Origin of the sequence: Aestuariirhabdus litorea (assembly GCF_003864255.1) — a bacterium.
Classification (GTDB): domain Bacteria; phylum Pseudomonadota; class Gammaproteobacteria; order Pseudomonadales; family Aestuariirhabdaceae; genus Aestuariirhabdus; species Aestuariirhabdus litorea.
Genome location: NZ_QWEZ01000002.1, coordinates 1,266,191 through 1,282,792, shown reverse-complemented (window position 1 = coordinate 1,282,792; position 16,602 = coordinate 1,266,191). Strand labels below are relative to the sequence as shown.

Annotated in this window: 18 protein-coding genes and 1 other RNA gene; 8 read left to right on the top strand and 11 right to left on the bottom strand. The window is 61.3% G+C overall.

Translation table 11 applies throughout. The features are described 5' to 3' along the window. Nucleotides 1-66: 66 nt before the first annotated feature. Nucleotides 67-672, bottom strand: a complete 606-nt coding sequence (grpE, locus tag D0544_RS16050; RefSeq protein ID WP_125017936.1) for a nucleotide exchange factor GrpE — start codon at nucleotides 670-672, stop codon at nucleotides 67-69. Nucleotides 673-872: 200 nt separating this feature from the next. Between grpE and recN the strand changes: the two genes are divergently transcribed. Then, nucleotides 873-2,543: a DNA repair protein RecN gene (recN, locus tag D0544_RS16045; RefSeq protein WP_125017934.1), complete on the top strand. Its 1,671-nt coding sequence runs from the start codon at nucleotides 873-875 to the stop codon at nucleotides 2,541-2,543. 14 nt (nucleotides 2,544-2,557) lie between these two features. Here recN and fur read toward each other — a convergent pair whose 3' ends face one another. Continuing rightward, nucleotides 2,558-2,959: a ferric iron uptake transcriptional regulator gene (gene fur / locus D0544_RS16040; protein ID WP_125017932.1), complete on the bottom strand. Its 402-nt coding sequence runs from the start codon at nucleotides 2,957-2,959 to the stop codon at nucleotides 2,558-2,560. A 97-nt stretch (nucleotides 2,960-3,056) separates the two neighbouring features. On the opposite strand from fur, the gene D0544_RS16035 reads away from it, so the two are divergent. Next, nucleotides 3,057-3,539 carry an outer membrane protein assembly factor BamE gene (locus tag D0544_RS16035; protein ID WP_125017930.1) on the top strand — a complete coding sequence of 161 codons (483 nt, stop codon included), beginning with the start codon at nucleotides 3,057-3,059 and terminating at the stop codon, nucleotides 3,537-3,539. A gap of 65 nt (nucleotides 3,540-3,604) precedes the next feature. Here the strand turns inward: D0544_RS16035 and D0544_RS16030 are convergent, their stop codons facing one another. Genes D0544_RS16030 through D0544_RS16020 form a run of 3 tightly spaced genes read right to left on the bottom strand, consistent with a single transcriptional unit; the run spans nucleotide 3,605 to nucleotide 5,718 of the window. After that, nucleotides 3,605-3,916, bottom strand: a complete 312-nt coding sequence (locus tag D0544_RS16030; protein WP_125017928.1) for an RnfH family protein — start codon at nucleotides 3,914-3,916, stop codon at nucleotides 3,605-3,607. Next, the gene (locus D0544_RS16025; protein ID WP_125017926.1) at nucleotides 3,916-4,347 is read right to left on the bottom strand and encodes a type II toxin-antitoxin system RatA family toxin; all 432 of its coding nucleotides are present in this window, start codon (nucleotides 4,345-4,347) and stop codon (nucleotides 3,916-3,918) included. Before D0544_RS16025 ends, D0544_RS16030 begins: the two co-directional genes overlap by 1 nt. A 6-nt stretch (nucleotides 4,348-4,353) precedes the next feature. Next, on the bottom strand, nucleotides 4,354-5,718 hold the full coding sequence (locus D0544_RS16020; protein ID WP_243647353.1) for a sodium-dependent transporter: 1,365 nt from the start codon (nucleotides 5,716-5,718) through the stop codon (nucleotides 4,354-4,356). Between the two features lie 144 nt (nucleotides 5,719-5,862). Here D0544_RS16020 and smpB point away from each other — a divergent pair, with 144 nt between their 5' ends. From smpB to D0544_RS16000, 4 genes are all read left to right on the top strand, one after another. Continuing rightward, on the top strand, nucleotides 5,863-6,339 hold the full coding sequence (gene smpB, locus D0544_RS16015; RefSeq protein ID WP_125017922.1) for an SsrA-binding protein SmpB: 477 nt from the start codon (nucleotides 5,863-5,865) through the stop codon (nucleotides 6,337-6,339). A 117-nt stretch (nucleotides 6,340-6,456) separates the two neighbouring features. Continuing rightward, a complete protein-coding gene (locus D0544_RS16010) occupies nucleotides 6,457-7,494 on the top strand; it encodes a histone deacetylase family protein (RefSeq protein WP_125017920.1) in 1,038 nt (345 codons plus the stop codon). A gap of 48 nt (nucleotides 7,495-7,542) precedes the next feature. Then, nucleotides 7,543-7,898, top strand: a transfer-messenger RNA (tmRNA) gene (gene ssrA, locus D0544_RS16005). A gap of 539 nt (nucleotides 7,899-8,437) precedes the next feature. Further along, nucleotides 8,438-8,779, top strand: a complete 342-nt coding sequence (locus D0544_RS16000; RefSeq protein WP_207905910.1) for a 4a-hydroxytetrahydrobiopterin dehydratase — start codon at nucleotides 8,438-8,440, stop codon at nucleotides 8,777-8,779. Nucleotides 8,780-8,840: 61 nt separating this feature from the next. On the opposite strand, the gene D0544_RS15995 is transcribed toward D0544_RS16000, so the two are convergent. The 4 genes from D0544_RS15995 to D0544_RS15980 all read right to left on the bottom strand — a co-directional run bounded on the left by D0544_RS15995 (nucleotide 8,841) and on the right by D0544_RS15980 (nucleotide 12,320). Then, nucleotides 8,841-9,149 (bottom strand): chaperone modulator CbpM, encoded by a 309-nt coding sequence (locus tag D0544_RS15995; protein WP_125017916.1) that lies wholly within the window; start codon nucleotides 9,147-9,149, stop codon nucleotides 8,841-8,843. A gap of 2 nt (nucleotides 9,150-9,151) precedes the next feature. Beyond that, nucleotides 9,152-10,102, bottom strand: coding sequence for a DnaJ C-terminal domain-containing protein (locus D0544_RS15990; RefSeq protein ID WP_125017914.1), 951 nt, complete (start codon nucleotides 10,100-10,102; stop codon nucleotides 9,152-9,154). Between the two features lie 376 nt (nucleotides 10,103-10,478). Beyond that, entirely contained in the window at nucleotides 10,479-11,570 is a 1,092-nt protein-coding gene (locus tag D0544_RS15985) for an AI-2E family transporter (protein WP_125017912.1), read from the bottom strand. Nucleotides 11,571-11,594: 24 nt separating this feature from the next. Beyond that, nucleotides 11,595-12,320, bottom strand: a complete 726-nt coding sequence (locus D0544_RS15980) for an ankyrin repeat domain-containing protein (RefSeq protein WP_125017910.1) — start codon at nucleotides 12,318-12,320, stop codon at nucleotides 11,595-11,597. A 283-nt stretch (nucleotides 12,321-12,603) separates the two neighbouring features. On the opposite strand from D0544_RS15980, the gene D0544_RS15975 reads away from it, so the two are divergent. Both D0544_RS15975 and D0544_RS15970 read left to right on the top strand, forming a co-directional pair. Then, nucleotides 12,604-13,788, top strand: coding sequence for an acetyl-CoA C-acyltransferase (locus tag D0544_RS15975; protein WP_125017909.1), 1,185 nt, complete (start codon nucleotides 12,604-12,606; stop codon nucleotides 13,786-13,788). A 133-nt stretch (nucleotides 13,789-13,921) separates the two neighbouring features. Beyond that, nucleotides 13,922-14,359, top strand: coding sequence for an acyl-CoA thioesterase (locus tag D0544_RS15970; RefSeq protein ID WP_125017907.1), 438 nt, complete (start codon nucleotides 13,922-13,924; stop codon nucleotides 14,357-14,359). 19 nt (nucleotides 14,360-14,378) lie between these two features. Here D0544_RS15970 and D0544_RS15965 read toward each other — a convergent pair whose 3' ends face one another. Together D0544_RS15965 and D0544_RS15960 are read right to left on the bottom strand one after the other, a co-directional pair. After that, on the bottom strand, nucleotides 14,379-15,029 hold the full coding sequence (locus tag D0544_RS15965; protein WP_207905909.1) for a response regulator: 651 nt from the start codon (nucleotides 15,027-15,029) through the stop codon (nucleotides 14,379-14,381). Then, nucleotides 14,998-16,473: a sensor histidine kinase gene (locus tag D0544_RS15960; RefSeq protein WP_125017905.1), complete on the bottom strand. Its 1,476-nt coding sequence runs from the start codon at nucleotides 16,471-16,473 to the stop codon at nucleotides 14,998-15,000. The genes D0544_RS15965 and D0544_RS15960 overlap by 32 nt, the downstream gene beginning before the upstream one ends. Nucleotides 16,474-16,602: the final 129 nt, after the last annotated feature.

The window sequence follows — 16,602 nt, the reverse complement described above, 5'->3', positions numbered from 1 at the left end:
GACGCCTTTAACACCCACCGCCTGAACCGACTTCTGTCACTCTATATGCGTGCGCTTTTGCGACTTTCAAGCCTGCTCGTCAATTTTTGACTGCGCGGCCTTGGAAACCACCACCATCGCCGGACGCACCAGGCGACCATTGAGGCTGTACCCTTTCTGGAAGGCGGCAATCACCGTACCGGGCTCGACATCGGCGCTTTCCTGCATGCTCATCGCTTCGTGCAGCTGGGGGTCAAAGGGCTCCCCCACCGGCTCAATCGCTACCACGCCATACTTGCCCAATGCGCTCTGGAACATGTTGAGGGTCATCTGCATCCCCTCCACCATCGCCTTCTGCGCCTCATCCTCGACGTTGGCACTCTCTACCGCCCGCTCAAGGCTATCGATTACCGGCAACAGATCGAGGGAGAACTTCTCGAGGGCGAATTTGTGCGCCTTCTCCACATCCTGCTCCGCCCGACGCTTCACATTCTGGGCATCGGCCTGGATGCGCAGCACCTGCTCACCCGCCTTGGCCAACTCCGCTTGCGCCGCCTCAAGCTCGGCCTGCAGAGTCGCCACCTGCTGCTCGGTTTCGCCGGCCACCGGCTCCTCTACCGACTCCTGCTCCGCCTGGGGCTGCTCGGCTTGCATCTCTTCGCTCTGTTCGGGGTTCGGCTTGTTGTCACTCATCCGTCTATCTCTCGCAATTCGGTCCACACGGAGGACAACAGCCTCCGCAACTCAAGGTCAGTGCGCTCTATATGGGGTTACTCCACAAAGTTTCAAGGGCTTTGGCCCGATTAAATCCCCCCCCTTTACAAGCATTGCGCGAAACCGGCAAAATACTGTATATATGAACAGCAATACTGATCCGTTTCCGGAGACTCGCGATGCTTACCCATCTCTCAATTCGCAACTTTGCCATCGTCGACCAGCTCGACCTCGACCTTGAGCACGGCATGACCGTGGTCAGCGGCGAGACCGGCGCGGGCAAATCGATCATGCTCGACGCCCTTGGGCTGGCGCTGGGAGACCGAGCCGACTCCGCGAGTGTTGGGCAGACGGGGGAGCGCGCCGAAATCCTCGCCAGCTTCGACCTCAGCCACTGCCCGCAGGCGCTGCAATGGCTTGGCGAGCGGGACCTGGCCCAGGAGCAGGAGTGCATCCTGCGCCGGGTCATCACCCGAGAGGGACGTTCCCGCGGCTATATTAATGGCACCGCGTCTCCCCTGGCCGACCTCAGGGAACTGGGGGAGATGCTGATCGACATCCACAACCAGCACGAGCACCAGTCACTGCTCAAGCGGGAGACCCACCAGCGCCTGCTCGACCGCTGGGCCGACTGCGATGAACTCAGCGCCCAGCTGCGCCAAATCTGGCAACAGTGGCAGCGCCAGCGCCAACAGTACGAACGCCTCAGCAATGCCAGCGAGGAGGAGAGCGCACGGGCCCAGCTGCTCAGCTACCAGCTGAACGAACTCAACCTGCTCGACCCCCAGCCCGGTGAATATGAGGAGCTGGAAAGCGAATACCGCCAGCAGTCCAACGCCGGTCAGTGCGTGCAAAGCTGCCAGCACGTGGTACAGCTGTGCGCCGAATCCGATTCCGGCAACGCCCTGCAGCAACTCAACAGCAGCCTGCAACTCCTGCAGGAGATCGCCGCCAACCACCCCCAGCTGCAGGAGGGGGTCGACCTGCTCACCAGCGCGCGCATCCAGATCGAGGAGGCCTGCGGCACCCTCAACCACTACCTGGACCATTTTGAAGCCGATCCGGAGCGCCTCTTTGAGCTGGAGGAGCGGATCAACAGCTTTAACAGTATTGCCCGCAAGCATCGCACCACGCCGTTGGAGCTGATCTCGTTGAGCGAGCAGATCAGCGAAGAGCTGGCCCAACTGCAATGCAGCGACGAACAGCTTGAGCAGCTCGAGCGCGAAGTGCAGGCATTGCACCAGCATTACCAGACCCAGGCCCAGAAGCTACGCCAGGCGCGTGAGAAAGCGGCCCCGAAACTGGCCAGGGCGGTCAGCGAGCAGATTCGTCAGCTGGGCATGCCCCAGGGCAGTTTCAGCGTTCAGCTGACCCCGCTGGAGGAGGGTAACGCCAGCGGCCTGGAGAGCGTCGAGTTCATGGTTACCACCAATCCCGGACAACCCGCCCGCCCCCTGCGGCAGGTGGCTTCCGGGGGTGAGCTGTCACGCATCAGTCTTGCCATCCAGGTGATCAACGCCCAGACCAGCACCATTCCCACCCTGGTGTTCGACGAGGTCGATGTGGGGATCGGAGGCGGCATTGCCGAGGTGGTGGGGCTCCGCCTGCGCCAGCTAGGGGAAGCCGGCGGCCAGGTCATCTGTGTCACCCACCAGCCACAGGTCGCCTCCCAGGGCCACCAGCACCTGCAGGTGCAGAAACAGGCCCAGCGCAACCACACCCATACCCGCATCGAAGCGCTTCAGGGCGAGGGGCGTGTAGAGGAGGTGGCGCGGATGCTGGGAGGGGTCAAGATGACCGATCAGACCCTCGCCCACGCCCGCGAGATGCTGGAACGCGCCGGGTCCTGATGGCGCGCCGCCGGTCAGGAGCGTTTTTTAACGTAGAGGACCAGCTTGTGGTCCATCAGCTCGTAGCCATGCTTGGCGGCAATCTCATTCTGCAGGCGCTCGATCTCCGGACTGAAGAACTCAACTACCTTGCCGGTGTCCACACAGACCATATGGTCGTGGTGGTCATCCTTGGCGATCTCGAACACGGAGCGACCGTCATTAAAGTTGTGGCGAACCAGCAAGCCCTTCTCCTCAAACTGGGTCAGGACCCGGTAGACGGTGGCCAGGCCCACATCCTCCCCTGACTCCATCAACGCCTTGTAAACATCTTCGGCGCTCATATGGCTGTTGGGGGCAGACTCCAGTAACTGCAGGATCTTTACCCGCGGCGCAGTTACCTTAAGGCCGGCATTTTTAATGTCTTGCTCTTCCACAACGACTCCTTTGCTGTCGATTGACCCTTAGCAGATCAAACAATATCGAGTAGTATTATCACATTATCAGCCAACCAAGTGAAAGCGCTCCCCCAAGATGTACAACTTACTCAAACAGGGTCTATTCGGCCTCACCCTGGCAACCCTTGCCGGCTGCTCCGGTTTTCCCGGCGTTCACAAGATCGACATCCACCAGGGTAACGTGATCACCCAGGAGATGGTCGACCAGCTTCGCCCCGGCATGACCGAGCGCCAGGTGCGCTTTGTGATGGGCACCCCCCTGCTGGTCAGCACCTTCAACCCCAACCGCTGGGACTACATCTACAGCACCCAGCGCGGTGGCAACGAGCGCAGCCAGCAGATCCTCAGCATCTTCTTTGAAAATGGCGAACTCCGGCAGCTCGCCGGCGATTACCGCCCCAACTCGGGGATCAGCCTGACCGAGCAGCAGCAACGACAGCGCACCGAAGAGCTGCTGCAGGATCTTACCGAAGAGCAGAAAGCCAAGGGGGTTGACCCCGCAGCGGCTTCTCAGGAACCGCGCGAGATCGGTAGTCCCAATATAGGCACTCCCCAATAAGCTCACCCTGGGTTCGCCCACAAAAAAGGCCGCTCGTTAGCGGCCTTTTTTCCAACGAAAACGCTTCAGTCAGCCGCTTTACGGGTCTTGGCATCGGCGGCACGCTGCTTGCGAACCAGCTTGGGGTCGGCAATCAGGGGGCGGTAGATCTCGACCCGCTCATTGGCCTGCAGCACCCGCTCAGCGGGCTTGGGCTCCCCCTTACCAAAGATCCCCATGGGAATCGTCTCCAGCTCAATCTCGGGAAACTGCTCCACGATGCCGGAGCGGCGCGCCGCCTCCAGCATGGTGGTACCACTGGGCACACTGAGGGGAATGATCAGCTGTTTCTTGGGGGTGGCGTAGGCCACCTCGACTTGGATGGTATCGGTTTCCATCAAGGGTAGACCTCATCGGCGCGTTTGCAGAAAGCATCCATCATGGTCTGCATCGCTTTGTTAAAGACCCCGCTAAAGGTCGCCTCCAACAGAGCGTTGGAGAACTCGAACTCCAGCTCCAGCTCCACTTTGCAGGCATCCTCCTGCAGTGCGCGAAAGGTCCAGTACCCCTGCAGGGTGGAAAAGGGGCCGTCCACCAGTGCGATCTGCAGCTCCTGCCCCGGAGTCAACCGGTTGCGGGTGGTAAAGCTGTGCCGCAGGGGGCCCAGCCCCACATCCACCCGCGCTTCGATCTCATCCCCCGCGCGCTTTAGTACCTGGGCACCCTCGCACCAGGGGAGAAACTGGGGGTAGGACTCCACATCCTCCACCAGCCGATACATCTTATCGGCTGAGTGAAGAATAAGGGCGCTCCGGCTGACTTTATGCATTCCGAATCAGGCACCACTGAACTTCTGGTAGAGGGTCATCACGAAGACCACAAACACCGCCAGCGGCGAAATCACCCGCACCATGGAGCGCCACAGGTTGAAGCGCACCAGGCTCTTGAGCGCGAGCTCATTGAGCACCACCGAGCGCTTCATCACCCAGCCGGCGAAGATCGCGATCAGCATCCCGCCCAGAGGCAGCATGATGTTGGCGGTGAGGAAGTCAAAGAGATCGAATACGCCCATACCAAACAGCTGGTACTCGGCACCCGACCAGACATTCAGCGACAGCAGGCAGGCGATACCAAACACCCACACGATCAGGCTCAACAGGGTAACAGCCCCCACACGCCCCATATTAAAGCGCTCGGTCACCCAGGCAGCGGAGGGCTCAATCAGTGAGATAGAGGAGCTAAGGGCCGCAATCGAAACCAGCAGGAAGAAGACCCCTCCCACAAACTGGCCGCCGGGTAGCTGCGCAAAGGCAGAGGTCAGTGAAACAAACAACAGGCCGGGACCCGCACTCGGCTCCATGCCGTTGGCAAACACAATGGGGAAAATCACCAGACCGGCAATCAGCGCCACCAGGGTATCCAGCACCGCAACGGTAATAACGGTACCGCCGATGGAGGCCTGCTTGGGCATATAGGCCCCGTACGCCATGATGGCGCACATCCCCAGGCTGAGGGTGAAGAAGGCGTGCCCCATCGCCGACAGGACGGCGTTCCAGCTCAGTTTGCTGAAATCGAAGTCAAACAGGTAATTGAAGCCCTGGCCGAAATGGCCGGTCTGGGTGGCACTGTAAACCAGCATTGCCAGCAGCAACACAAAGAGTGCCGGCATCATCAACTTGACGCTGTTCTCCAAACCCTTGTGGATACCCAGCGCGACCACAATCGCGGTCAGCACCATAAACACGGTGTGCCAGATGGTCAGTTTGGTGACATCCTGCAGCAGCCCCTCGCCGAAGGCGACCCCTACCTCGTCGCTGCTCATGCCGTTGAAGTTGCCGGCAAACAGCTCCACGGTATAGTCCAGCGACCAGCCGGCTACCACGCTGTAGAAGGAGAGGATCATGATGCCCGCCAGCACACCCATCCAGCCCACCCCGCCCCACAGGCGCGACGCACCGGATTCGCGGGCCAGCTGGCCCATGGCGGTAATCGGGTTATGACGGGCATGGCGACCGATCAGCACCTCGGACATCATGATCGGGATACCGACCATGGCGATACAGAGCAGGTAGACCAGTACAAAGGCACCGCCGCCATTTTCACCGGTGATGAAGGGGAATTTCCAAATATTGCCCAATCCGATGGCGGAGCCGGAAGCGGCCAGTATAAAGGTCCATCGTGTGGCCCATGTTTCTGTCACTGTGGGTGCATTTTCCGCCATCATTTACCTCAATCTACGTCTGCCAATTAGTCAAACTCCAAGCAAGGCGCCCATTCTAGCGATTTAGCGGCCTGACTCAACCTTTGATTGCCTGCCTCAGGCACTCTCCCTATAATCCGCGCCATGGCAAAGAAACCTAATAAATCATCCGGCGGTAACGCCTCCATCGTCGTCAACAAGAAAGCGCGCTTCGATTACCACATCGACGAGCGCTTCGAAGCGGGCCTCTCCCTCACTGGCTGGGAGGTCAAAAGCCTGCGCGCAGGCAAGGTACAGCTGGTCGACAGCTACGTGATCCTCAAAAATGGCGAAGCCTGGCTGGTGGGTGCCCAGATCACCCCCCTCAACACTGCGTCCACCCACGTCATCGCCGACCCTCGCCGCGACCGCAAACTGCTGCTAAAAAAGCGCGAACTGGCCAAGCTGCTGCAGACCATCGAGCAGAAAGGGCACACCTGCGTCTGCACTGCGCTCTACTGGAAACACCACCTGGTGAAGGCCGAGATCGCCCTCGCCCGGGGTAAAAAGGAGTTCGACAAGCGCGCCACCGAAAAGGACCGCGACTGGGCCCGACACAAGCAGCGCATTATGCGCAAGTAGCCCGCAAGTCGTCGACAAAGGAGGCAAGGCCTCCTTTTTTATCGCCCACCGATTGTCTGGCCGCGCCCAAAGCGTCTATCGTATCCGCTTCCAGCCAACGGAGAAGGCGCAAGTACCATGAAGATCATCTACAGCGACCGGCAGCAACTGCATTGCGTACCCTTTGAGGTGCTCGGGGGCGAACCCACCCCAAACTTCGAGCAGCCCCAGCGGGCGCTGCAGGTGCTTGATGCGCTCAGCGTGCGTACCTCGGGCCCGGTACTTCCCCCCTCTGCACACGGCCTCGCCCCCCTCAAGCGGGTGCACAGCCCCGACTACGTCGATTTCCTGGCCGATGCCTGGAACCAGTGGCAAGCCACCTTCCCCGGCAAAGCCGTCGCCCTGCCCTTCCTGTTCCCTAACCGGGGCTTGCGCCAGCGACTACCGCGCCACATCGAAGGACGGCTCGGCTACTATGCTTTTGATCTCAGCGTTGGCCTCACCGCCACCAGCTGGAGCGCTATCCAGGACTCCGCCGACTGCGCCCTTACCGCCGCCGACCTCCTGCTGGCGGGGGAGTGCAGCGCCTTTGCCCTCTGCCGCCCCCCGGGCCACCACGCCGGTCGCGACCTGATGGGGGGCTACTGCTATCTCAACAACGCCGCCATCGCCGCCCAGTACCTGCTCGATCAGGGGCAGCAGCGCATCGCCATCCTCGACCTGGATTACCACCACGGCAACGGCACCCAAAGTATCTTCTACGAGCGCAGCGATGTGCTCTTCGCCTCCATCCATGGCGACCCCGATGACGAGTACCCCCACTACCTGGGATTCGCCGACGAGACCGGCGCAGGGGAAGGCGTTGGCTTCAACCTCAACCTCCCGCTCCCCCTGGGGGAGACCGACTGGTCCCGTTACCGCCAGGCTCTGGACAGCGCCATCGAGCGCATCCAGGCCTTTGCCCCCGATACTCTTGTGATCTCCCTCGGCCTCGACACCTTCTGCGAAGACCCCCTGGGGGAATTTTCCATTAAAAGCCTTGATTATCTGGAGATGGGCCGCATATTAGGGGGTATGGGCCTGCCAACCCTGTTTGTGTTCGAAGGTGGTTATGCCGTCGACGCCCTCGGCAACAACACCGCCAACGTGGTGGAGGGGTTTGAACAGAAAGGCTAACCTCCATCCGCCGATGGGTGTATAATGGCCCTGACTGAAGGTTTACCCGGGGACGATCTGGATTCGACGACGGTGACGAAACCTGAGGTGCATGCCGAGAGGGTAGTGACTCTCGTAAAACAATCGCTGCAACTTATATAGTTGCTAACGACGAAAACTACGCACTGGCTGCCTAAATCCAGCCTACGTCTGATATCGGATGCCTGTAAACGGGACTCAGACGGCACGCAGAACAGGATCGCGGCAAAGTTTGTCTGGAACGGCGCTGCTAAAACTCTTACAGACTCGCCCTCCTCGCCCTGATCGTCGGGCCGACTTGGGTTAACTCAGTAGACGAATCTAAGCATGTAGAGCCAATGGCAGAGTGCTGGCGGACGCGGGTTCAATTCCCGCCGTCTCCACCAATACAAAACCTCAACCCGCAAGGGTTGGGGTTTTTTATTGGTTGCAGTACAGGAATTAGGACCCGCGGAGCGGGTTCAGCCGAGCCGCTTGCGGCGAGACAACGCCGGAGCCTGCAACGGCGGCCCCGCCCATAAACAAGGGGTGAGCGGCAAAGCCGCGAATCATTCCCGCCGTCTCCACCAATACAAAACCTTAACCCGCAAGGGTTGGGTTTTTTTATTCACGGCATCCATGGCGCTCACCCTGGAGCCAGGCTCAATGGGACTGGCAACCAGATCGAGGGGGCTGCATGCTATTGTCTCCCGCGGAACCCGGTACGCTTAACGCAGTCAGATGATGAAACACACACCCTTTGACCGGTTCAGGTACTACCCACCAATCGGGTCAAAATGATGCAGGCCGTCTATTTTTACCTGCAACCGATAGATCGGTTGTTGGATGCCTGCACGAGCACTGCAGCGGCGATCAACCAGACCCGTCAGGTTGAGTTGCTACCCGCATCCTATGGGTCTTTAACACCGCCTACCGGAGAATGGTCATGAGTCTGTCGAATATGAAATGTGAGGCCTGCCAGGCCGGTGCGCCGCAGGTTACTGACACTGAACTGGCTGAGTTAATCCGGGAGATTCCGCTCTGGCAGCCGGTTCTCATCGACAACATTATGCGGATTACCCGAACCTATACCTTCAAAAACTTCAAGCAGGCGCTGGCCTTTACCAACCAGGTGGGTGAGCTGGCCGAGTCTGAGGGACACCACCCGGAAATTGTCACCGAATGGGGCTCCGTCCGCGTGAGCTGGTGGACCCACAAGATCCGGGGGCTGCATCGCAACGACTTTATCTGCGCGGCAAAGACAGACGCCTTGAAACAGGCGGAGTGAACCCCGTAGCTCCCGCTACCCTCTAATACACCCGCAGGGCCAGCGGTTGCTGTCCTCTCACTTATCCCTGCTCCAGAAAACGGCTGAGCTGGCGCTGGTAGGCCTCGTTTTCACGCTGCAGTGCCTCGTTGCGGCGCATCTGGTCGATCACCAGCGCTACGGCGATCCAGTCGATGTCGAAGTCGCGGCGCAATCGCAGGGCTTTTTTGATCCAGTGAATACTGCTGACATCAAACACCCACTCACTGGCCGCACGGCCTTCGAGCGGGTGCACAATGCCGTGCTCCACCACCCGAATAATCAGTTCGCGCTCCACCCCTTCGCTTTGGCACAGCTCCTGGCTGGAGATACGTATCAATGCATTACCCATGGTCACAGTCTCCACTCAGCACGGGGGTCGAAGGGGTCGCTGGCTGCCAGCTCCTGCCACAGCCTTTTCTGCTGCTCACTGGAGTGGGGGGGCAGCACCAGCTTGATCACTGCATAGAGATCCCCCTCCACCCCGGAACCCTTGCGGCCCTTAAGCCCTTTACCCTTGATACGAAGTTTCTTACCCGCCGGCGTATTGGCAGGGATGGTCAGCTGGATAGGTCCGCCCAGGGTTGGGACCCGCACCTTGGTGCCCAGCACCGCCTCCCAGGGGGCCAGCGGCAGGGTGATGATCAGGTCATGGCCCTGCACATCGAAGAGGGGGTGGGGAACCACGCGAATGTGTAGGTAGAGATCCCCGGCCTCGCCGCCGTTTCTTCCCGGTCGTCCCTGCCCCTTCAGGCGGATGCGCTCGCCATCCAGCACCCCCTGGGGGATTTTCACCTTCAGCTGCTTGCTGATCGGTGGCGATTGGCCGTAGGCGGGTAACTCATACTCGATGCTCTTTTCATTGACCGCGATGGTCTCCTCCAGAAACACCGGCAGCTCGATCTCCACATCCTGGCCCCGTCGGTTAGGGGGTGCCCCTTCACCAAAGCCCTCGAAACCGCGCCCCCGATGACCAAAGAGGTTGTTGAAAAACTCTGAGAAGTCCGCCTCATCGCCCGCCGCCCGGTACTCGAACCCACTGCTGCCCTGCCAGCCCGGAGGGGGCTCAAAGCCCTGTGCTCCTTTTGAGCCGTATTTTCGCAGCTCGTCAAATTCCGCCCGCCGCTGGGGATCCTTGAGAACCTCGTAGGCTTCGGCCACCTCCTTGAATTTGGCTTCTGCCCCCGCATCGGGATTGAGGTCCGGGTGATACTTGCGTGCCAGCTGGCGGTAGGCGCTCTTGATCGACTTGGCGTCCGCGTCAGGCTCAATCCCCAGTATCCGGTAATAGTCCTTGAATTCCATATCGCCACCCTCTGCGCATCAGGCCTCCACTGCCCACTACCCGCTCAGCTTAGCCGATCCAGCGCCGCTCCTCCTCCCCCGCCACTGTGTACCCCCCCAGGCGGGTTAGTGTTTGGGCACCCCCTTCCGCAGGCTAGCGTACGGGAGAGGGTGCAAGGAAAATCGATACCCCGGGTCTCTATCGCCTGCAGGAGCCGGGGATCACCGATATCGTCCCCATGAGCATCCACCTCAACCAGTTCTCACCGCTTTAGCGGCCTTCGCGCTTACGCCGCCGCTTGAGCCACTGGCCCGTCAGTTGTGCGAGGCCCTGATGCGCTTCAGGCAGAGCGCCCGTTTTAGCGAGATTCACCAGTCAGTCCTACGGCCTGCTCGACTAGGGGTTCCGGGAGGGAGCACTGGCGCCGGTAACCGCCCCCTCCCCCACAAACTCCAGCAGCAACCGGTAGCCCACCACCAGCACGATGGCGCCGACAAAAAGGCCGATGATGCCGGACATCAGGAAGCCCCCGATCACCCCCATAAAGACCACCAGCATAGGCACATCCACCCCGCGCCCCAGCAGGATAGGCTTGAGCACGTTATCCAGCATCCCCACCACCAGCATGTAGCCGAGGAAAAGCGAGGCGGTAAGGGTATCGGTGATGGAAAACACATAGACCGCCACCGGCAGGGTCACCAGCCCTACTGAAATCTGCACCACCGCCAGCAGGAAACAGAGCATCGCCAGTACGCTGGCGGCGGGAATATCCATGGCACTGAAGCCCACGCCCGCCAGCAACGCCTGGATCAGCGCCACCCCGAGTACCCCTTTGGCAACGCTGCGGATGGTAAAGGTCATCAGGGTCAAGAGGCTTTCACTCTGCTCTCCGGCCAGGCGTTTCACCAACCGCTGCAAAAAGAGGTTCGCCAGTTCCGCCCTCGCCAGGATAAAACCCGCCGTGATGAGGGAGAACATGAACTGCAGGATCCCCACCGTGATCGAGGCCAGCGCCCCCAGCGCCACTTTCCCCACCGCCTTGATCTGGGGCGAGAACTTCTGCAGGGTAGCCTGCAGGTTGGCCGCTGCCTCCTGCCAGAGGGTATAGAGGGAGTCCCCGACCAGGGGCCATCCACGCACCGTCTCGTTGGGCGGCGGCAGGTGGAACTGGCTGGATTCGAGCTGCTGGCTCAGCCGGGTGGAGCTCTGGATCAGGGCATCGGACATCACCACCGCCGGCACCACCAGCATCGTCATCAGCAACAGTGTGAGCAGGGTCGCCGACCAGCCACTGCGCCCTCCCAGGCGATCCCGCAAGCGGCAATGCAGGGGGTAAACCGCCACCGCGATGATCACCCCCCACAGCACCATGGTGATAAAAGGGCGAATAATCTGGTAGCACCAGATCACCAGGCCGACGATCAGCGCGGTGCGGATCAGGGTGTCGATAAAGGCCTGGGGGTTATCCTGCAGAGATCGATTGAGCATGGTGACTTCCCTGGGGGTAGGTGTTCAAGGGGGTGAGGCCGCTTCCAGCAGCTCCACCAGTGCGTCCAGTCGGCGGCGACGGGCGTGCTGTAAGGCCGTCACCCCGTCCCGGTCAGCGATGGCCGGGTCAGCGCCGTGCGCCAGTAGCAGGCGTACAATCTCGGTCTGCTGCTCGCTCTCCCCTGAGAGTACCACAGCTTCCATAAGGGCGGTCCAGCCGAGCCGATTAACATGATTGACGGCCACATCGGTCTCCGCAAGGAGGTAACGGACCGCATCCCGATACCCCTTTTCAGCGGCAGGAATCAGGGCGGTGCCCCCGTAGTAGTTCAAGCGGTCCGTACGGGCCCCTGCCTCATAGAGCAGGCGCAGGGCACGGGTGTCGCCATGGGCACCGGCATACAGGAAGGGGGTCGGGTCGATCACCCCACCGGAGCGGGCTGGGTCATGGTGGTCAACCTCCACCCCCAGCTCAATCAGCAGCGCCATGGCGTCGTAGTCCCGCCGGGCGGTCAGCCACCACAATACCGATCGCCCCTCGGCATCGACCCGGTCCAGCGAGCCGGCGGCCTTGAGGGACTGCAACCCGCTACGGTCCTGCGCCTGGGCCGCCGCCAGCACCGCCCTGAAGGGTTCCTCCTCGTTCGCCAACGCCTCACTCACCGCCAGGGTGCCCCCGAGCAGCATCCCCCAGGCCCACAGCAGGCCCAGCAGACGGAAGCCAACCCTGTGTTCAGATCCATACCCCACATCGATCACCCTCTGTGTCGCCTTACTCGCCGGTCGGCCAGCCCAGGCCCGCCTGAAAAAGCAGCTAATCCTTATCGATTACCTGATCGGTCCTCACCTGCGGGGTGGGCCCCGGTCCCCGTTGGCGAACATCATCACCATCGGAAAGCGAGACGATCATTGCTCCGCTCAATAGAGCATATCACCAACATCAATTTCCCTCCTTAGAGGCCATCACTTATGTTGATATAAGGGCCCACAAGAGGCCTGCCTGTGCCACCCCCTTCGTACCCAGGAGTTGAGAATGCGTGAAGCCGTCATTGTATCCACCGCCCGCACCCCCATCGGCAAAGCCTACCGCGGTAGCCTCAACAACATAAAGTCCCCTACACTGGCCGCCCACACGATCCGCCATGCCCTGATCCGCTCGAAAGTAGAGGCGGCGGAAGTGGAGGATCTGGTGCTGGGCTCGGTACTGACCGCCGGAACGGCGGGCAATAATATCGCCCGCCTTGCCGGTATTGCTGCCGGATTGCCGGTTACCAGTGCCGCCCAGACCATAGACCGCCAGTGCGCATCGGGACTGATGGCGATCGCCACCGCCGCCAAGCAGGTGATGGTGGACGGTATGGAGGTGGTCATAGCCGGTGGCCAGGAGAACATCTCCGCCGTCCAGCACCCCTACTTCCAGTGGGTTAACGAGACCCGCGACCCTAATGTCACCGCCCTGCAGCCTGACGCCTATATGCCGATGCTGGAAACCGCCGAGTACGTTGCCCGCAAATACGGCATCAGCCGTGAGGCGCAGGATGCATTTGCCCTGCTCTCCCAGCAGCGGGTGGCCCGCGCCCAGCAAGAGGGTTTGTTTGACGCCGAGATCGCCCCCATCACCGCGACCCACCGCGCGGTTAACAAGCAGACCCAGGCCGTTGATTACGTCGAGGTAACCCTCTCCCAGGATGAGGGCAACCGTCCCGGCACCAGCCTTGCGGACCTTGAACGCTTGCAGCCGGTAGTGGAGCAGGGAGTAGTGACCGCCGGCAATGCCAGTCAGCTCTCCGATGGCGCCAGCGCCTGCGTGATCATGGAGCGCAAGCGCGCCGAACAGCGGGGTCTCGACCCCCTGGGTATCTACCGTGGCATGGCGGTGGTGGGTAACGCCCCCCAGGAGATGGGTATCGGGCCGATCTACGCCATCCCCAAACTGCTCAAGCAGCATGGGCTCAAGGTCGACGACATCGGCCTGTGGGAGCTGAATGAGGCGTTCGCGGTACAGGCCCTCTACTGCCGTGACCACCTGGGTATCGATCCCGAGCGCTACAACGTTAATGGCGGTGCCATCTCCATCGGCCACCCCTACGGCATGACCGGCGCCCGCCTGGTGGGCCACGCGCTGCTGGAGGGCAAGCGCCGAGGCGTCAAGTACGTGGTGGTTTCCATGTGCGTGGGCGGCGGCATGGGTGCTGCCGGGCTGTTCGAGATCGCCTGACCCGACGCCCGAGCTAGGTGGCGCTGCTGCCCAGCAGCGCCCTGATCTCCCCCAGCAGCCACTGCAGCGAAGTGGTCATCGTCGCAGACGCCCTGGCGATCTACCGCGCCATCTATTAAACAAGGAGCAACCCATGAAAAGCGATCGTCCCAGCCATGAGGATTTTCCCCACTTCCAGACCCTCAATACCCGCTGGATGGATAACGATCTCTACGGTCACATCAACAACGTTACCTACTACGCCTACTTCGACACGGTGGTGAACCGCTACCTGATCGATGCGGGGGGGCTGGACATTCATAGTGGCCCGGTGATCGCTTACGTGGTCAGCTCCGGCTGCGACTACTTCCGCTCGGCCGCCTATCCCCAGGTGCTGGAGATCGGTTTGAGGGTCACCAAACTGGGCAACAGCTCGGTCACATACTCCCTGGGGGTGTTTGCCCAGGGCGAGGAAGCGCTCCTGGCCTGCGGACAGTTTGTGCATGTGTTTGTCGATCGCGCCCGTGAAACCCCGGTTCCGATTCCCGCCACCCTGCGTGCAGCACTGGAACCTCTCTGCGCCCCGGGGTAACTACCGCCGCGCCAGCACTCTAGTTATTGTGTGATAGGTGCTCATGTACGATCAGGGTCGCCTCCACCCGGTTGCGCACCTGCAGTTTTTGCAGGATGTTGGTCATGTAGTGCTTGACGGTTTTCTCCTGCAGCTCCAGCTGCAGGCCAACCTCCTTGTTGCTGAGCCCCTGTGCAACCAGCCGCAAAATCTGCTCCTCACGAGCGGTTAGTTCCGACAAGGGGTCGCGACCCGGAGCCTGATCAGCTCCGGCATTCATCTCCGACAGCAGGCGCGCCGCCAGCGAGGGCGAGACATAGGAGTCACCGCTGTGCACTTTGCGCAGCACTTCCACCAGCTCGGCGCCACCGATACCCTTGAGCACATAACCGCGGGCGCCCGCCTTGAGCGCGGCCATCACATCGTCGTCCTGCTCCGACACCGTCAGCATCACGATCTTCACCACCGGACAGGAAGCGGCTATCTGGCGGGCGGCCTCGATTCCGCTGCCGGGCATGCTGATATCCAGCAGCATCAGGTCCGGTAACAGCTGCTGCGCCAGCTGCACCGCCTCCTCGGCGGTTGTACCCTGGCCCACCACATCGAAATCGGCCTGGTCGGCGATCGTCTTCGCGACCCCCTCCCGATAGAGCGGATGATCATCGGCCAGTGCCAGACGAATCGGATTCACGATGCACTCCTCCTTCTCGGGTGGACAGATCACAGCGCATCACCACCCGGGTGCCGCTGTCGATGCGGGAGTAGATGCGCATATCACCTCCCAGGCTCTCAATGCGCTCCTGCAACCCGGGCAACCCCAGCCCGTGGCCCGACTCGGGGCGCATATCGGGACTGAAGCCCGGTCCCCGGTCCGACACCTCTACCTCCAGCAGCTCATCCTTCCAGCACATATGGACCCGCTGCTCCTTGCCCTCGGCGTAACGGAAGGCGTTGCTGAGGGTCTCCTGGATAAAGCGGTAGACCCCGATCTTGAAGGGCAGGCCAAGGCGCTCGGGGGCACCATCAAAGCTGACCTCCACCCGGGTATTGGTGCGCCGCTCGTGGGCGCTGGCCACCCGCTTCACCAGGTCTCGGGGTGAGAGGGTATCGAGCTCCGGCAGGGTGAGGCCGGCGCAGATGGCCCGCACATCTTCCAAGGCCTCGGCCAGGGAGGAGCCGAGCATATCGATATCCTCCTGGCCACTGGCGCCGATCTCGGCAGGGAGCTGGCGACGCAGGCTGTCGATCCGCAACAGCGCGAAGGACATCAGCTGTGCCGGACCGTCGTGCAGATCGGCGCTGATTCGCCGCAGGTAGCGCTCGTTGATCTCGACGGTGCGTTGCGACGCCCGCTGCACCCGCTGGTGCAGCTCCTCGTTGAGCTTCAGCACGCGTGAAAGGTCGGTCACTTGCCGCTCCAGCGCCCGACGCTGGCTGAGGATGGTACGATGCCCCCGCAGTACGATGCCGTAGAGGGCGCCGAACATCAGCAGGGTAACGGCTCCCACCACCAACCAGCTGGTAAGCTCCGACCAGAAGAGGTCGTTGCGCAGGGTTTCGGCGGTCTCATAAAACTCGGCCACCGCAATGATGCGTCCGGTGCGACTCTCGCGAATGGGGCTGTACATCTCCAACAGGGTGATGCCTGAGGCGCGTTCAAGGGCATCCTCCTCATCCTCGAGGGCGTCAAACTCCGCCGTCACCACCCCCGCCCAGGCCTTACGCAGGTTTTCGGTTTCGGGGAAGCGCCGCCCGATGACCTCCCGTCGTGAGCTGTAGGTGACCAGCCCACCCTCTTTCCAGATCTTGAAGGAGACCACCCGGTTGCTGAGCTCTGCTCTATTAAGGAGTTCGGAGAGCTGCTCTATCGATGCGGGGTTAAGGGAATCCTGCTCCCCCAGCTCCTGCACCACCGGCTCGATAAAGCTGCGCATAAAGAGCGCCGTCGAGGCCGCCGAATTGTTGACCACCCCCTTTTCGATCTGCTCACCCACCCAGATCCCGATCAGCAGCATGCCGACCAGCAGCACCACCGCCCCCATCATCACAAACTGGGAGAGCAGGCTGAGGCGGTACCAGCGCCGGCTCAAGGGGGTTACCGCCGTCACCGCGGCTTCGGTCATTGATTGGCTCATCACCTCATCCTAGACGCCAAAGTCCGATGTGGAAACGGACTAAAGTCTGACCGCAGGCCGGACCAGATACCGATCAATTCGCAAGCCCTAGGCCCGTGGTGAGGGTGGCCGGGTTAGCGCACCATACCC

Excerpts from the sequence above, each read along its gene's own strand:
- grpE (WP_125017936.1), bottom strand. The coding sequence starts at position 672 with ATGAGTGACAACAAGCCGAACCCCGAACAGAGCGAAGAGATGCAAGCC.
- recN (WP_125017934.1), top strand. The coding sequence starts at position 873 with ATGCTTACCCATCTCTCAATTCGCAACTTTGCCATCGTCGACCAGCTC.
- D0544_RS16035 (WP_125017930.1), top strand. The coding sequence starts at position 3,057 with ATGTACAACTTACTCAAACAGGGTCTATTCGGCCTCACCCTGGCAACC.
- D0544_RS16030 (WP_125017928.1), bottom strand. The coding sequence starts at position 3,916 with ATGGAAACCGATACCATCCAAGTCGAGGTGGCCTACGCCACCCCCAAG.
- D0544_RS16025 (WP_125017926.1), bottom strand. The coding sequence starts at position 4,347 with ATGCATAAAGTCAGCCGGAGCGCCCTTATTCTTCACTCAGCCGATAAG.
- smpB (WP_125017922.1), top strand. The coding sequence starts at position 5,863 with ATGGCAAAGAAACCTAATAAATCATCCGGCGGTAACGCCTCCATCGTC.
- D0544_RS16010 (WP_125017920.1), top strand. The coding sequence starts at position 6,457 with ATGAAGATCATCTACAGCGACCGGCAGCAACTGCATTGCGTACCCTTT.
- D0544_RS16000 (WP_207905910.1), top strand. The coding sequence starts at position 8,438 with ATGAGTCTGTCGAATATGAAATGTGAGGCCTGCCAGGCCGGTGCGCCG.
- D0544_RS15995 (WP_125017916.1), bottom strand. The coding sequence starts at position 9,149 with ATGGGTAATGCATTGATACGTATCTCCAGCCAGGAGCTGTGCCAAAGC.
- D0544_RS15990 (WP_125017914.1), bottom strand. The coding sequence starts at position 10,102 with ATGGAATTCAAGGACTATTACCGGATACTGGGGATTGAGCCTGACGCG.
- D0544_RS15985 (WP_125017912.1), bottom strand. The coding sequence starts at position 11,570 with ATGCTCAATCGATCTCTGCAGGATAACCCCCAGGCCTTTATCGACACC.
- D0544_RS15975 (WP_125017909.1), top strand. The coding sequence starts at position 12,604 with ATGCGTGAAGCCGTCATTGTATCCACCGCCCGCACCCCCATCGGCAAA.
- D0544_RS15970 (WP_125017907.1), top strand. The coding sequence starts at position 13,922 with ATGAAAAGCGATCGTCCCAGCCATGAGGATTTTCCCCACTTCCAGACC.
- D0544_RS15960 (WP_125017905.1), bottom strand. The coding sequence starts at position 16,473 with ATGAGCCAATCAATGACCGAAGCCGCGGTGACGGCGGTAACCCCCTTG.